The 14257-nt window shown below is 61.8% G+C and carries 12 protein-coding genes; 4 read left to right on the top strand and 8 right to left on the bottom strand.

What is annotated here, in order from left to right; translation table 11 throughout:
• Nucleotides 1-478: 478 nt before the first annotated feature.
• From B2V90_RS05370 to B2V90_RS05395, 6 genes are all read right to left on the bottom strand, one after another.
• Complete coding sequence (locus tag B2V90_RS05370) at nucleotides 479-1339, bottom strand: alpha/beta fold hydrolase (RefSeq protein ID WP_216314255.1); 861 nt, start codon at nucleotides 1337-1339, stop codon at nucleotides 479-481.
• Nucleotides 1340-1501: 162 nt separating this feature from the next.
• Nucleotides 1502-2350: an HpcH/HpaI aldolase/citrate lyase family protein gene (locus B2V90_RS05375; protein ID WP_216314253.1), complete on the bottom strand. Its 849-nt coding sequence runs from the start codon at nucleotides 2348-2350 to the stop codon at nucleotides 1502-1504.
• Nucleotides 2347-2799, bottom strand: coding sequence for a MaoC family dehydratase (locus B2V90_RS05380; RefSeq protein ID WP_216314251.1), 453 nt, complete (start codon nucleotides 2797-2799; stop codon nucleotides 2347-2349). The genes B2V90_RS05375 and B2V90_RS05380 overlap by 4 nt, the downstream gene beginning before the upstream one ends.
• On the bottom strand, nucleotides 2799-4679 hold the full coding sequence (locus tag B2V90_RS05385; protein WP_216314249.1) for an acetyl/propionyl/methylcrotonyl-CoA carboxylase subunit alpha: 1881 nt from the start codon (nucleotides 4677-4679) through the stop codon (nucleotides 2799-2801). Before B2V90_RS05385 ends, B2V90_RS05380 begins: the two co-directional genes overlap by 1 nt.
• 2 nt (nucleotides 4680-4681) lie before the next feature.
• Nucleotides 4682-6292, bottom strand: coding sequence for a carboxyl transferase domain-containing protein (locus B2V90_RS05390; protein WP_216314247.1), 1611 nt, complete (start codon nucleotides 6290-6292; stop codon nucleotides 4682-4684).
• Nucleotides 6289-7434, bottom strand: a complete 1146-nt coding sequence (locus tag B2V90_RS05395) for an isovaleryl-CoA dehydrogenase (protein ID WP_216314297.1) — start codon at nucleotides 7432-7434, stop codon at nucleotides 6289-6291. The genes B2V90_RS05390 and B2V90_RS05395 overlap by 4 nt, the downstream gene beginning before the upstream one ends.
• An 87-nt stretch (nucleotides 7435-7521) precedes the next feature.
• On the opposite strand from B2V90_RS05395, the gene B2V90_RS05400 reads away from it, so the two are divergent.
• Nucleotides 7522-8409: a LysR family transcriptional regulator gene (locus B2V90_RS05400; RefSeq protein ID WP_216314245.1), complete on the top strand. Its 888-nt coding sequence runs from the start codon at nucleotides 7522-7524 to the stop codon at nucleotides 8407-8409.
• Between the two features lie 114 nt (nucleotides 8410-8523).
• Nucleotides 8524-9651 carry a 3,4-dihydroxy-2-butanone-4-phosphate synthase gene (ribB, locus tag B2V90_RS05405; protein ID WP_216314243.1) on the top strand — a complete coding sequence of 376 codons (1128 nt, stop codon included), beginning with the start codon at nucleotides 8524-8526 and terminating at the stop codon, nucleotides 9649-9651.
• A 112-nt stretch (nucleotides 9652-9763) separates the two neighbouring features.
• On the opposite strand, the gene B2V90_RS05410 is transcribed toward ribB, so the two are convergent.
• Nucleotides 9764-10714, bottom strand: coding sequence for an AraC family transcriptional regulator (locus tag B2V90_RS05410; protein WP_293920144.1), 951 nt, complete (start codon nucleotides 10712-10714; stop codon nucleotides 9764-9766).
• Nucleotides 10715-10881: 167 nt separating this feature from the next.
• Between B2V90_RS05410 and B2V90_RS05415 the strand changes: the two genes are divergently transcribed.
• On the top strand, nucleotides 10882-12144 hold the full coding sequence (locus B2V90_RS05415) for an LLM class flavin-dependent oxidoreductase (protein WP_216314239.1): 1263 nt from the start codon (nucleotides 10882-10884) through the stop codon (nucleotides 12142-12144).
• Nucleotides 12141-12929, top strand: coding sequence for an alpha/beta fold hydrolase (locus B2V90_RS05420; protein WP_216314237.1), 789 nt, complete (start codon nucleotides 12141-12143; stop codon nucleotides 12927-12929). The genes B2V90_RS05415 and B2V90_RS05420 overlap by 4 nt, the downstream gene beginning before the upstream one ends.
• Nucleotides 12930-13232: 303 nt before the next feature.
• On the opposite strand, the gene B2V90_RS05425 is transcribed toward B2V90_RS05420, so the two are convergent.
• Complete coding sequence (locus B2V90_RS05425; RefSeq protein WP_216314235.1) at nucleotides 13233-14255, bottom strand: aldo/keto reductase; 1023 nt, start codon at nucleotides 14253-14255, stop codon at nucleotides 13233-13235.
• Between the last annotated feature and the right edge of the window lie 2 nt (nucleotides 14256-14257).

Below are 14257 nucleotides of genomic sequence, written 5' to 3' on the forward strand. Positions count from 1 at the left end.
CCTTCTCAAACGCGCTCTGAGTCCGGGCCAGACGACGTTGTTTCCCGGTGGTGGATCGGGCGTCCTCGAGAGATAGCCACCGAGTCGCGACAATTTGTTGAGATAGAACTGAAGCGTCCCCGGTTTTGCGCCGCGGCTTCCGCTATCGGAAATTAGGCAATCAGAATAGAGATTCTGTCGCCGTAATGCTATTGTTGGGCTCGCATCGGGAGCGGTGCGAAGCTTGGTATCCTTGGCGCGACATCCTGATTTTAGGATCTTATGAAAGATATAGATCTTCCAGCGCAGAGAACACCACCGTATTTTCTCAATCGCTGAGTCGAGGTCGTGATCTGGCACCGTCCAGATCGGTGACGAGCTTCCCACAGCGCCGGCTTGCTGCCCGATGAAACGCCGACTTCCGATGCGCGGATGTGTCAGATCAAGCGTACCGTTCCGGTGAGGCTTTCAATTACCCACATCCGTTCAGGCGAACGTATCAATACCTCGCCAAAGGAATATGGCGGGCGAGGAATCCGATCACGCCCTCGATAAACGGGTCGTTCTTGTCCCCAGCGACCATATGGCCGGCCCCCGGGATCTCATAGACTTCGGTCTGAGGTACCAGCGAGCGCATCTCGGCGACCCCGTGATCATCGACAATGTCGCTGTTCCCCCCTCTGACAAGCAGTGTAGGAAGTGCCACCCGGCTGCTGACATCGACGAGTTCGTTATTGAAGGCCGGCGGCTCCGCGCTCGGTCGTGTTTCAAGCATCCGGGGATCCCAATGCCAGTAGAAGCGGCCATCCTCCCGGAGACGCAGATTTTTAAGGAGACCCGAAGGATCCTTTGGCCGAGGGCGGTCAGGGTTATAGGCGGAGACCGCATCGGCCGCTTCCTCAACCGATGCAAATCCGTTCGGGTTGGCTCGCATAAACTGCTGTATCTTGACCACGCCGGCGGGCGCCGGACGGAGCACGATGTCCACCATGACCAAGGCATTCGCGATAGGATGATCACTGGTTCCGACCGCATAGAAGCTTGTCATGCCCCCCATTGACGCGCCCACGAGGGCTACCGGACCCTTCACCGTTGACAGGACGGTGCGTAGGTCATCAGCGCGCACCTTGAGAGAATAATCGCCATCCTCCGACCAGTCGCTATCGCCATGGCCTCGGGCATCGTAGTTGACGACGTGATAGCCGTTTCCCGCCAATTTGTTCATGGCACCGGCCCACGAATGCCGTGTCTGGCCACCTCCATGCAGCAATATCACGGTTGGCGCGTCCTCAGGGCCGGCAACATCGCCGACCAGAACCACGCCATCGGAAGCGGCAAATCTCCGTTCTGAGATCTTCATTCTCTGCATTTGACTGGGGCAGGTGGTAGTTTCACGATCATATCTCGCTCTGCGCGAATCTGTGCAAATTCACTCGACCCAAGCAGCGGTATCATGTCGGAACTTGTCCCGCGAAGTTCGTGGATCGTATTCGCGCCTGAAACCCTGATCGGGAGGGAAGGGTCAACCATCGCTTCGCACGCTGGCCAAAATTGCCTGCGCCTGTTTCAGATGCGGCGCGTCGATCATCCTGCCATCAAGCTGAAGCGTCCCGATCCCTGGATTGGCGGTGAAGGCTGCAACCACAGCGCGCGCATGCGCGACGGCGGCGTCACTCGGCGTGAACGCGGCGTTTATCACCGCGACCTGGGATGGGTGGATCGCCATCATGCCGGTGAAGCCGTCCCGCGCTGCGCGCGCTGCATAGGCGGCCAGGCCGTCGAGATCGCGGAATGCAGGAAAGACCGTCTCGATTGCATCGACGCCTGCCGCGTGCGCACCGAACAGCGTCAGCGATCGGGCAAGCTGATAGGGCGGTGTGAAACTGCCGTCTTCCTCGCGCGAGGTGGTTGCGCCGATGGCGGCCGGCAGGTCCTCCGCTCCCCAGGTGAGTCCGGCGAGGCGCTCCCTGCCGTCTCTATAGCTCCCAAGACCAAAGATCGCCGCCGGCGTTTCGGTCGCGATCGGCAATATCGCAATATCGGGTTGATCCGGCAGAAGCGCGATCAATGCCGTCACCGTGGCTTCGCTCTCCGATTTGGGCAGCACGATGCCATCTGGCCGGGCGTCCAGCACAGCCGCGAGATCATCCTGCGCGAGCCCACTGTCGAGCGGGTTGATCCGGACGAACAGCCTCATGCTGCGGTCGGCGTTGCGCAGGAACCGGGCGACCGCTTGTCGTGCCTCGGGCTTCCTCTCGGGTGCGACCGCATCCTCGAGATCGAGGATGAGCGCATCCGCAGCCAATCCGAGCGCCTTGTGCATTCGCTCCGGCCGGTCGCCGGGGACGAACAGGAGCGACCGCAATCTCACGCCGGCGTCCGATGCAGCAAGGCGGAGCGCAGGCATTGGCAGACGATTTCGTCGCGCTGGTTGATCAGCTCGTGACGAAATGTGACGATACCGGCACCGGGGCGCGACTTCGAATCCTTCAGGTCCACGATCTCCGTTCGGGCGCGGAGGGTGTCACCGAGAAAGACAGGTTTGGGCATGACCAGCTTGTCGTAGCCGAGATTTGCGACGAGCGTACCAAGCGTGGTGTCGCCGACGGACAGACCGACCATCAGGGCGAAGGTGAAGGTACCGTTGACGAGGATGCGGCCGAATTCGCTCGCCTTTGCCGCTTCCACGTCGATGTGCAGCGGCTGAGGATTGTGCGTCATCGTCGAGAACAGGAGATTGTCGGTTTCCGTCACCGTCCGCCGGATCTCATGGTCGAGTCGATCGCCGACCTGCCACTCGTCATAATAGCGTCCCGCCATCAACTGTCCTTCTCTGCCCGCTTCTCGACCCGCGCCAGCACCGTTCCTTCCGCCACCTGACCGCCGACCTGGGCGGACAGTTCGGCAACGATCCCGTCGAACGGGGCGAGCAGGGCCTGTTCCATCTTCATCGCTTCGAGCACCAGCAAGCGCTGCCCGGCGACCACGGCCTCACCCGCGGCCACATCGAGCGAAACGATGCGGCCCGGCATGGGCGCAAGAATGGCGCCATCGGATGGACAGCCTCCGCCCGCGACATCGTCCGCCACAGGGGGGCCGAAAGACCAGGCTTCGCCTTTCAGGAAGAGCAGCGTCTCGCCCTTCACGCATTCCACGACCCCGGATGCCGGCGCGCCGTTCAGCGTCACCAGATGCACCTGTCCCGCGACGTCCACGGCGACGCGGCGATCAGGCTCGCCTGCCGAGCGGAAGCCCGAAAGCGCGGTCCAGGGATCTTTGGCGCCGGTCGGCAGCAGAGCGGCGGCAGCGCCCTGGAGCACGTCCTCCGATGGTTCTCCACCGGGCACGAGTTGCCCGAGATGCCGTTCGATGAAGCCAGTATCGATATCACCCGAAACGAAGGCGGGATCGGCGGCGGCTCGCGCAAGGAAGGATGCGTTCGTCCTGACCGGCCAGACCTGCAGAGCGCCGCACGCCGCCGCGAGCTTTGCTGCGGCCGCTTCGCGGGCGGGCGCAGCGACGATCAGCTTGGCGATCATCGGATCATAATAGGGTGTGACCTCTCCGCCTTCCTCCACGCCGCTGTCGATGCGGACGCCCGACGGAAAGCGCAGGCGGTCGAGCGGGCCGGTCGAAGGCAGAAATCCCGTCACGGGATTCTCGGCATAGAGCCGCGCTTCCATCGCCCAGCCATCGATCACCAGCTGATCCTGATGGAGGGGCAGGGGCTCGCCACTGGCGACGCGCAACTGCCACTCGACCAGATCCTGGCCGGTGATCGCTTCTGTCACCGGATGCTCGACCTGAAGTCGCGTATTCATCTCCATGAACCAGATGCGATCGGCGCGCAGGCCTTCGCTGGCATCGGCGATGAACTCGATAGTGCCGGCGCCGACATAGTCGACGGCCTTCGCCGCTTTCACCGCGGCGTCACAGATCGCCGCGCGCGTGACCGGATCCATGCCGGGGGCGGGGGCCTCCTCGATGACCTTCTGGTGCCGACGCTGCAGCGAGCAGTCGCGCTCGAACAGGTGAACCACGTTGCCCTGCGTGTCGCCAAAAACCTGGACCTCGATGTGACGGGGTCCGAGGATATATTTCTCGATCAACACTTGGTCGTTGCCGAAGGAAGACGCGGCTTCCCGCTGACATGAGGCAAGGGCGTCGATGAACGCGTCGTCGTCATCGACCCGGCGCATGCCTTTTCCGCCGCCGCCCGCCACCGCCTTGATCAGGACGGGATAGCCGATCGCGCGCGCCTGCACATGGAGATGCTCGGGGCTTTGATCCTCCCCCATATATCCGGGCGTTACGGGGACGCCCGCAGCGATCATCAGCGCCTTGGCGGCATCCTTAAGGCCCATGGCGCGGATGCTGGCGGGCGGTGCGCCGACCCAGACCAGCCCTGCCGCCTGGACGGCTTCGGCGAACTCGGCATTCTCCGACAAAAAGCCATAGCCCGGATGGATCGCGGCCGCGCCCGTCTGCTTCGCCGCGGCGAGAATTTTCTCCGGGACAAGGTAGCTTTCGCGGGCGGCGGCCGGTCCGATGCACACCGTCTCGTCCGCCTCGCGCACGAAGGGCATAGCTGCGTCGACGTCGCTATGGACTGCGATCGTGCGAACGCCCAGGCGTCTGGCGGTGCGGATGATCCGGCGGGCGATCTCGCCCCGGTTGGCGATAAGAAGGGACTCGATCATCATTACATCCTGAACAGGCCAAAGCGCGCGCGCTCCGGGATCGGGGCGTTGAGCGCCGCCGCAAAAGCCAGGCCCAGGACGTCGCGGGTCTGGGCGGGGTCAATGATCCCGTCGTCCCAAAGCCTTGCGGTGGCGTAATAGGGATTGCCCTCGTCCTCATATTTCTGACGGATCGGTCCCTTGAAGGCTTCGGTTTCTTCCGGTGTCCATTTGTCAGCGTCGCGATGGACGGTGGCGAGCACCGAGGCCGCCTGCTCGCCGCCCATGACGCTGATCCGCGCATTGGGCCAGGTGAACAGGAAGCGCGGCTGGTAGGCGCGCCCGCACATGCCGTAATTGCCCGCGCCGAAGCTGCCACCGATCAGCACCGTGATCTTCGGCACGCTCGCGGTCGCGACCGCGGTGACGAGCTTGGCGCCATGCTTGGCGATGCCTTCCGCCTCATATTTGCCGCCAACCATGAAGCCGGAGATGTTCTGGAGGAAGAGCAGCGGCACACGGCGCTGGCATGCGAGTTCGATGAAATGCGCGCCTTTCTGGGCGCTTTCGCTGAAGAGCACGCCGTTATTGGCGAGGATGGCGACCGGCATGCCCCAGATGCGGGCGAAACCGCACACGAGCGTCGTGCCGTAGAGCGCCTTGAACTCGTGCAATTCGCTGCCGTCGACGATCCGCGCGATGACTTCGCGCACGTCATAGGGCGCGCGAACGTCAGTCGGAATGATGCCGTACAACTCGTGCGGATCATATTTCGGCGCCACCGGATCGGCGAGGTCGATATCGACCGCCTTCACGCTATTGAAGCTCGCAGCGATATCCCGAACGATCAGCAGCGCATGCTCGTCATTTTCGGCTACATGGTCGACGACGCCCGATTTGCGCCCGTGCGTGTCCGCGCCGCCCAGTTCCTCGGCGCTGATCACTTCGCCGGTCGCCGCCTTCACGAGAGGCGGGCCAGCCAGGAAAATCGTTCCCTGATTGCGCACGATGACGCTTTCGTCGGACATGGCCGGGACATAGGCGCCGCCGGCGGTGCAACTGCCCATGACACAAGCGATCTGGGGAATACCTTCCGCCGACATCTGCGCCTGATTGTAGAAGATGCGCCCGAAATGCTCTCGGTCGGGGAAGACCTCCGCCTGATGGGGCAAGTTCGCGCCGCCGCTGTCGACCAGATAGATGCAGGGCAGGCGGTTCTCCCTGGCGATCTCCTGCGCGCGCAGATGCTTCTTCACCGTCATCGGGAAATAGGCGCCGCCCTTCACCGTGGGATCATTGGCGACGATCATGCACTCGCGACCGGAAACCCGTCCGATCCCGCCGATCGCGCCGGCCCCCGGCGCGCCGTCGGGCGCGTGGCTGTTGCCATACATGCCGTTCGCGGCCAGCGCGCCGATCTCAAGGAAGGGCGATCCTGGATCAAGCACACGATGGACACGGTCGCGCGGCAGCAGCTTGCCGCGGGCAACATGCCTCTCCCGCGCCGCGTCCGAGCCGCCCAGTGCGGCGGTCGCGACCTTTGCCCGCAAGTCGGCCGCAAGCGCGCCGTTGTGCGCGGCATTGGCGGCAAAATCGGGCGAGCCGACATTGGCGAGGGTCTTGAGAACCGTCATACGCCCAGCAGCTCCCGTCCAATCAGCATGCGCCTGATTTCATTGGTGCCAGCACCAATATCCAGCAGCTTGGCATCGCGCATGAAGCGTTCGACCGGCCAATCCTTCGTATAGCCGGCGCCGCCCAACGCCTGCACGGCCTCGAGCGACACTTTCATCGCATTCTCACTGGCGAGCAGGATCGCGCCGGCGGCGTCAAAGCGGGTGGTCCGACCTGAATCGCACGCCCGCGCCACCGCATAAACATAGGCTCGTGCGGAATTGAGCGCCACATACATGTCGGCGACCTTCGCCTGCATGAGCTGAAAGGCGCCGATCGGCTTGCCGAACTGCTTGCGTTCGCGAAGATAGGGCAGAACGACATCAAGGCAGGCCTGCATGATGCCCAGCTGGATCCCCGCGAGCACGGTCCGCTCAAAGTCGAGGCCCGACATGAGAATGCCGACACCGCCGTTCAGCGAACCCATCACATTCTCTTCAGGCACTTCGCAGTCGTCGAATACGAGTTCGGCAGTGGGTGAGCCGCGCATGCCCATCTTGTCGATCTTCTGGCCGATCGAGAAACCGGGCATGTCTTTCTCGATGATGAAGGTGGAAATGCCGCGCGATCCTTCGCCGGTCTTGGCATAGACGACCAGGGTGTCGGCATAAGCGGCGTTGGTAATCCAGAACTTCGTTCCGTTGAGGATGTAGCGGTCGCCCTTCCTGTCGGCCCGCAGCTTCATCGAGACGACATCGGAACCTGCTCCAGCCTCCGACATCGCGAGGCTCCCGACATGCTCGCCCGAGATCAGCTTCGGGAGATATCGGCGCTTCTGCTCGGCATTGCCCCAACGGCGCAACTGGTTGACGCACAGGTTCGAATGCGCGCCATAACTCAGACCGATCGAACCGGACGCACACGCGATTTCTTCCTGCGCCACGACGTGCTCGAGATAGCCCAGCCCCAGGCCGCCATCCTCCTCCTCGACGGTGATGCCATGCAGGCCGAGCGCGCCCATTTCAGGCCAAAGCTCGCGCGGGAACCAGTCCTCGGCATCGATCCGCGCGGCGAGGGGGGCAATCCTCTCGGCAGCGAACCTTTGCGTTGTGTCACGAATGGTCTCGGCCATCTCGCCGAGCGCAAAATCGAAGTCCGCCATCATCCACTCCTGAGTTTCCTGCTCCATAGGAAAACTTCGGATGAGAGAAAAATTGAAAGGTGCGAAAGCATAGCATAGACAGTGTCTATGATAGACCGCTATTTGCTTCGCTACTTCCTGGCTGTGATCGACAAGGGAAACTTTTCCAAGGCAGCTGCGCAGTGCAATGTATCCCAGCCAACACTATCTGTCGGCATCGCCAAGCTGGAACGCCTGCTCGACAAGCCGCTTTTCCACCGAACCAATCGCCGGGTGGAGTTGACGGAAGCAGGAGCGCATCTCGCAGTGCATGCCCGCAGGATCGAGGGCGATTTCAACCTGTTCGAACGCTCCATGACGGAGGCGCCCGCGCGGAGCACGATCCGTCTTGGCGTGCTTGCCACGATCCCCTCGGCCTGGATCGCGGTCTTTGCCAGGGGGCTGGCGACGGCGGCAGTGGACGAGCGTGTCGAACTGGTTGAAGGGCGCGAACGTGACCTTGTCGAGCGGCTTGGCCGCGGCCGGATCGATGCCGCGCTGACCCTGGTACGGGAGGACGGCAGTCGCTTCGAAAGCGAAATACTCCGTAGCGAGGGCTATGCCCTGGCGCTTTCCGTCGACCATCCCCTAGCGCGTGAGACAGTCATTCCGGCGGAATCTCTCGCCGACAATGTGATGATCGTGCGTCGGCACTGTGAAGTACTGGCTGAGACAAGCCAACATTTTACCAGCCGCGGCGTGCGCCCCTTCTTCGCTGCGCGCACGACGAGCGACGATCGTGCGCTGGCGCTGGTTGCCGCGGGCATGGGGGTAACGGTCATGCCCGAAGGATTCAAAGCGCCAGACGTGGCCCGGCCGCGGCTGGCCGGGTTCGAACTGCGACGCGATATCGGTATCATGTACGCGACACATTATGGGAGGCCGAGAGGACTGGAATCCCCTGTGTTGGTCGCTCTCAGAAACGCCATTTCCGGTGAAAGCTCGACGAGGCAGTAGAGGTTGCATGTCCCTCCGACCGGGCGCTGATCGTGAATCAATAAGAATCCCGTCTTGCGAGACTCAGTTATGGAGTGCATGATGTGAGTAAGCAGATGACTAGGATGAGATATAATGGCGGGAATTGCCACGACGGAAGCGTTGATCGAGGATGCAAGGGCCGGTCGGATGTTTATCCTCGTCGACGACGAGGCTCGGGAGAATGAGGGCGACCTGATCATTCCGGCGCAGTTCGCAACACCGGACGCCGTCAACTTCATGGCGCGACACGGGCGAGGCCTGATCTGCCTGGCGATGACGCGTGCCCGTGTTGGTGAGTTGCAGCTCCCCGCAATGGCGCAGACCAACGGCACGCGCCACGAAACCGCCTTTACGGTCTCCATCGAGGCGCGAGAGGGCGTGACGACAGGTATCTCTGCAGCGGATCGGTCCCGCACCATACAGGTGGCGATCGACCCGACCAAGGGCGCCGATACTATCGTTTCCCCGGGGCATGTCTTCCCTCTCGTGGCGCGCGAGGGCGGTGTGCTGATTCGCGCCGGACATACCGAGGCTGCTGTGGATTTCTCCCGGCTCGCCGGTCTCAACCCCTCGGGTGTGATCTGTGAGATCATGAACGAAGACGGCACGATGGCACGCATGCCTGAGCTCATCCGCTTCGCCGAGCAGCACCGGTTGAACATTGGGACGATAGCGGACCTGATCGCCTATCGACGCCGGACCGATGTCCTGATCGAGATGGTTCATGAGGAACGCTTCGTCAGCGAGTATGGCGGTGCGTGGACCGCCCGAGTCTATCGAAACGATACCGAGGGGAGCGAGCATCTCGCGCTTATCAAAGGTACGCCGGTTCCCACCCGCCCGACGCTGGTGCGCATGCATAATTACTCGATCTTTGACGACGCGCTGGCGCAGGTCGGCGGCCGACCGCATCTTCTCGAAATGGCGATGGACATGATCGGCCGTGAAGGCGCGGGCGTGCTGGTCATGGTGCGGAACTTCGAAACGATGCGCTACACGGATCTCATCAGGGCGTCCCGGGTGCATCAAACCGACATATCCACGCCGGTACTCCGGGATTACGGTGTCGGCGCGCAGATCCTGCTCGATCTTGGACTGCAAGATCTCGAATTGTTGACCAATTCTCGGCGCAACACGCTGGTCGGACTCGAAGGCTATGGTCTGCGAGTCGTCGGAACCCGCCCTTTGCCCACACCAATGCGGCTAGCCATGCAAGCCTGACCATATGTTTGCGTGAGGCTGGTGTTTGCTTTGCAAGATGTTCGCCGGCCGGTAGACGAAAGCCGCCAGGGGGGACATCCCTTGCCGATGTCAGGCATTCCGCAATGTCGGATCAAGAAAGTGGCAATCCCGCCATGACGCGCCGCCTAAGCTCCCTTCCGGACATTCCGAACGTCGAGGCCAGGAACCGGCTGACGGTGCTTGCATCCGAATAGCCCAGAAGATGCGCCAGCACGATGATCGGTCGGCGTGGCGCTTCCTGAAAGAACGAAACGGCGACCTTGCGACGCACGAGGGCCAATATATCGGCGAAGCTGGTTTCCGATGCATCCAGTCCGCGTTGCAAGGTGCGCGGACTCATCGCCAGGATTTCGGCGATATGATCCAGTGTGGCGAGACCTGCTTCCAGATTGGCCGCGATCAGGCGTTCGACCTGTGCCTCCAGGCTGCTCGGCCATTCATGCGCGAGCTTCTGTAAATGCCCCTCCACAAAAGCGAGCATGTCCGGATCATGACCTGGCAGCGGTCGGTCGATGTCGGCGCGGGGACAGACGACGGCGAAGCGCTCGGCGCCGAAGCTCACCGGACAATGAAAGAAACGATCGTAACTGCGCAGATCGGCATGACGCTCATAACCGAATTCCACCCGTAATGGCGACCAGCCCGGTCCGAGCGCGCGTCGCGCGAGCCTGACGGTGAAAACCATGACGCCGGCGAGAAATTGGCCCGCGCGCTCCCGAAAGGAGGGGAGGACCGTGTGCAGGATATGGGCCTCGTCCTCGATCAGTTCGAGATCCATGCTGTATGCCCCGTTTACAACGTGCATGTAGCGCCGACGGGCTTCGATCGCATAACGGAGAGTAGGGCACTGCTCGCCTAGAAGGCTGAGCGGCCCGAAACCTCGAATGTTCACCCATTGGGAGAAGGCGACCGCCAAATCCGGCCGACCAGTGGTGGTCGCGCTGTCCTCCAGCGCCTGAATGATCAGCGAAGGAGAAACGGCGTCGATCGCATTGTCGGTCAGGGATGCGGCGCGTGCGTGCCGAGCGAGCGTCTTGCTCACAGGCAATCCCTCCGAACGCAAAAAGCTTTCGAGATGAAAAAGTGCTCCAGGATGGGCGGTCGATGCCATGGCGTCAATCATCATGATATTGTCGTGATCGGTCAAGAAGCGTTCGTCCGAGGGCGATATATTGGTGATAATCTCATAATACGAGAAGGGAGAGCGAAATGAAGAGCATCTGGTTCCACATGCAGGGCTACCGCGACCTGCCGGATGATTTTCCCCAGAAATATGATAGCGTCTGGGTCACTCCGCCCAATGACGAACTTTGCGACCCAGCGATGGTCAGCAAGTACCTCAAATGGAACATCGAGGAACTTGAGCTTGCCGACGAACTCGGCTTTGACGGCGTGGGCGTCAACGAGCACCACCAGAATGCCTATGGCTTCCCGGTTTCGCCCAATCTCATCGCGTCGATCCTCGCCAACCGCCGGTCCGATGCCGCAATTGTGGTACTGGGAAATACGCTTCCGCTCTACAACCCTGCGATCAGGGTTGCGGAAGAATTCGCCACGCTGGACTGTCTTAGTGGAGGGCGCCTGGTCGCCGGCTTCCCGGTCGGATCGCCGATGGATACGGTGGGCTGCTATGGCTTGCCGCCGACCGAAGTTCGGCCCCGCTATTATGAGGCCCATGATCTCATCATGCAGGCCTGGACCAAGCCGGGACCCTTTCCCTTCAATGGGCGCTTCAACAAGCTGCGCTATGTCAATCCCTGGCCCAAGCCGCTGCAGAAGCCCCATCCGCCGGTCTGGCTTGCAGGGGGCGGTTCGATCGAGACATGGAAGTTCGCGACTGACAACAATTACACTTACAGCTACCTGAGCTTCAGCGGCCATCTGGCGGCCAAGAACCTTATGCAGGGCTATTGGGACCAGGTCGAGAAGGCCGGTCTGGACGACAATCCCTATCGGGCGGGCTTCGCGCAACTCGTCGTGGTCGGCGACACCGACGCGGACGCCGAGAAGCTCTACCTCAAGCACATCCAGAACTTCTACGCCAAGTCGCTACATGTCGCCCCGCATTTCGCGGCGCCGCCGGGCTTCCAGACGGTCGATAGCGTCAAGGCCGCCCTCGCCAAAAGTGCGGGTTCGGCATTCGGTAGCGTCACAAGTCCCTACGACCTTACCTGGGCCGACTATACCGAGAAGAGCAAGCGGGTGATCGGCGGAAGCCCCGATACGGTCGTGGCCGGGCTGGAGGAAGCAATCCGCAGCCTGCGTGTCGGCCATCTGATGGTCATTCTTCAGATCCAGTCGATGGACCGGGAACTGACCGAGCACAACACGCGCCTGTTCGCGGAAAAGGTGATGCCGCGCATCCGCACGATCTGGGACAAGGAGGGCTATCGCGATCATTGGTGGCCATTGGGCGCCACGCGCAATTCGCAAGCTGATACCAGCGTTATCAAGGTGGGAGTACCGGCATGAGCAACGGCACGATAGCGCAGGTTGCGCATCCGGGCCTCTTCGCGGCGAATCCCGTGATCATTCGTGGCACGGGTACGCCAGTCGTCTATCTTCACGGCCCCTTCGGGCAGGAATGGAGCGGATTTCTCGACGATATCTCCGAGGTCCATGAAGTCTATGCCCCTGCGCATCCCGGCAGCGTCGACATGTCCGACCTGGAGCATCTCGACAGCCTGTGGGATCTCATCCTCTATTATGATGACCTGTTCCGTGCACTGGGACTGGAGCGCTTCGATCTCATCGGTCATAGTTTTGGTGGTATGGTCGCGGCAGAATATGCGGCGAGCTTTCCGGATCGCGTGAAGAAGCTGGTGCTGATCGATGCGATGGGCCTATGGAACGACAATCATCCCGTCGCCGACCATCTGCTCGCCTCGTCGCAGGCCCGTATAGCGATGCGCTTTCACGACGCGCAATCGGATGTGGTGCTGGATCACCTCAAGGCGCCGGAGGATCCGGCCGCCGCGCAGGAAGCCCATATCAACCAGTTCATGGCGCTTGCCAGCACGTCGCACTTCATTCACCCCATTCCCGAGCGCGGTCTCCACAAGCGCCTGCGGCGCATATCGGCGCCAACGCTCGTCGTTTGGGGCGCCGAAGACAGGCTCACGCCACCGGCCTATGCCGACGAGTTTGCGGCCCTGATTGGAGGCGCCCGGGTCGAACTCATCAAGGGGGCAGGGCATGTGCCTCAGCTTGAACGTCGCGAGGAAGCGACCGGCCTGATCGGCGACTTCCTCGCATAGTCGGTTTGGACAGGAGCGCGACGCTGTTCGCTATCGCTGTGGGTATTTGCTGGATTGGCCGTTTCTCAACTCCGTATCCGTAGGCCCCATCCGGCGACAGAAATGCTGACCGTTCATGCCGCAGATCTCCCCACTGGGCGGTGATCGGATCGATCGCCGCCCGCTTTTTCTTGATTTCCAATCTTTCTGTAACCGATGGACTACGTGCCGAATGTCCCGCCCACCACGCTTCGACGCGATGTGGAGCGGGGCGCGTAGTTTACACGAAACCCCGCTACCGGACCGATGTCTTCCGCGCTTTCGTTACGAGCTCTGGGGTGTTCTCGCTTTGAGGGTGCCTGCCTGGAGCCAATTGGGATAGTGCGGACCGGTGTCGCTCACCCTGTCCAATTCCTCAACGTCCTGCTGTGAGAGGACGACATCGAGGGCCCCCAGATTGTCTTCGAGTTGATCCACTCGTCTGGCGCCGACGATAACGGATGTCACCGCAGGCTTTGCGAGCAGCCAGCCAAGGGCGATTTGCGCCGCGCTGACACCGTGCCGAGCAGCGATGTCCCTGAGGACGTCGATGATGTCGAAAGTTCTGTTGCGATCGATCGGCGGGAATTCGACCTTGTCGCGACGCGAGGCGCCATGCTCGGTATGCCTGTCATACTTCCCCGAGAGAAAGCCACCCGCGAGCGGGCTCCATGCCATCAGCCCGATCCTCTGGTCCTCGACCATAGGGATGATGTCATGTTCCAGATCGCGGCCGGCGAGCGAGTAATAGGCTTGCACCGACACAAAGCGTTCGAGATTGCGGAGCGCCGAGACCCCGAGTGCTTTCATGACCTGCCACGCGGCAAGGTTAGAGCAGCCAATATAGCGAACCTTGCCCTGCCGCACGGCATCGTCGAGCGCGCGCAGCACTTCCTCAAACGGCGTCAGCGGGTCGAAATTGTGAATCTGGTACAGGTCGATGCGGTCGGTCTGCAGCCGCTTCAGACTGTCTTCCAGCGCCGTCATCATGTGAAATCGCGATTGGCCGCTCCTGTTCGGTCCGGTACCCATGGATGAATGGAACTTCGTCGCCAGGACAACCTCGTTCCGGCGCGCCTTGATCGCCTCGCCGAGCAGCGTCTCGGATTCTCCAGCCGCGTAGACATTCGCTGTGTCGATGAAGTTCACGCCGGCGTCCAAGGCACGGTCGACGATTCCCTGCGCCTCCTTCTGATCAAGTCCTCCGACTTTATCATAGGGTGGCAGCGCCCGGCCGCCGAAAGTCATGGTGCCCAGGCAAAGTCGCGAAACGAAGACTCCGGTATCTCCCAGCAGTTTATACTTCATGC

This window comes from Sphingobium sp. UBA5915, assembly GCF_002431195.1.
GTDB lineage: Bacteria > Pseudomonadota > Alphaproteobacteria > Sphingomonadales > Sphingomonadaceae > Sphingobium > Sphingobium soli.

Coding starts and splice junctions, on each gene's coding strand:
- B2V90_RS05370 (WP_216314255.1), bottom strand. CDS start 1,339: ATGAAGATCTCAGAACGGAGATTTGCCGCTTCCGATGGCGTGGTTCTG.
- B2V90_RS05380 (WP_216314251.1), bottom strand. CDS start 2,799: ATGGCGGGACGCTATTATGACGAGTGGCAGGTCGGCGATCGACTCGAC.
- B2V90_RS05385 (WP_216314249.1), bottom strand. CDS start 4,679: ATGATCGAGTCCCTTCTTATCGCCAACCGGGGCGAGATCGCCCGCCGG.
- B2V90_RS05390 (WP_216314247.1), bottom strand. CDS start 6,292: ATGACGGTTCTCAAGACCCTCGCCAATGTCGGCTCGCCCGATTTTGCC.
- B2V90_RS05395 (WP_216314297.1), bottom strand. CDS start 7,434: ATGGCGGACTTCGATTTTGCGCTCGGCGAGATGGCCGAGACCATTCGT.
- B2V90_RS05400 (WP_216314245.1), top strand. CDS start 7,522: ATGATAGACCGCTATTTGCTTCGCTACTTCCTGGCTGTGATCGACAAG.
- ribB (WP_216314243.1), top strand. CDS start 8,524: ATGGCGGGAATTGCCACGACGGAAGCGTTGATCGAGGATGCAAGGGCC.
- B2V90_RS05415 (WP_216314239.1), top strand. CDS start 10,882: ATGAAGAGCATCTGGTTCCACATGCAGGGCTACCGCGACCTGCCGGAT.
- B2V90_RS05420 (WP_216314237.1), top strand. CDS start 12,141: ATGAGCAACGGCACGATAGCGCAGGTTGCGCATCCGGGCCTCTTCGCG.
- B2V90_RS05425 (WP_216314235.1), bottom strand. CDS start 14,255: ATGAAGTATAAACTGCTGGGAGATACCGGAGTCTTCGTTTCGCGACTT.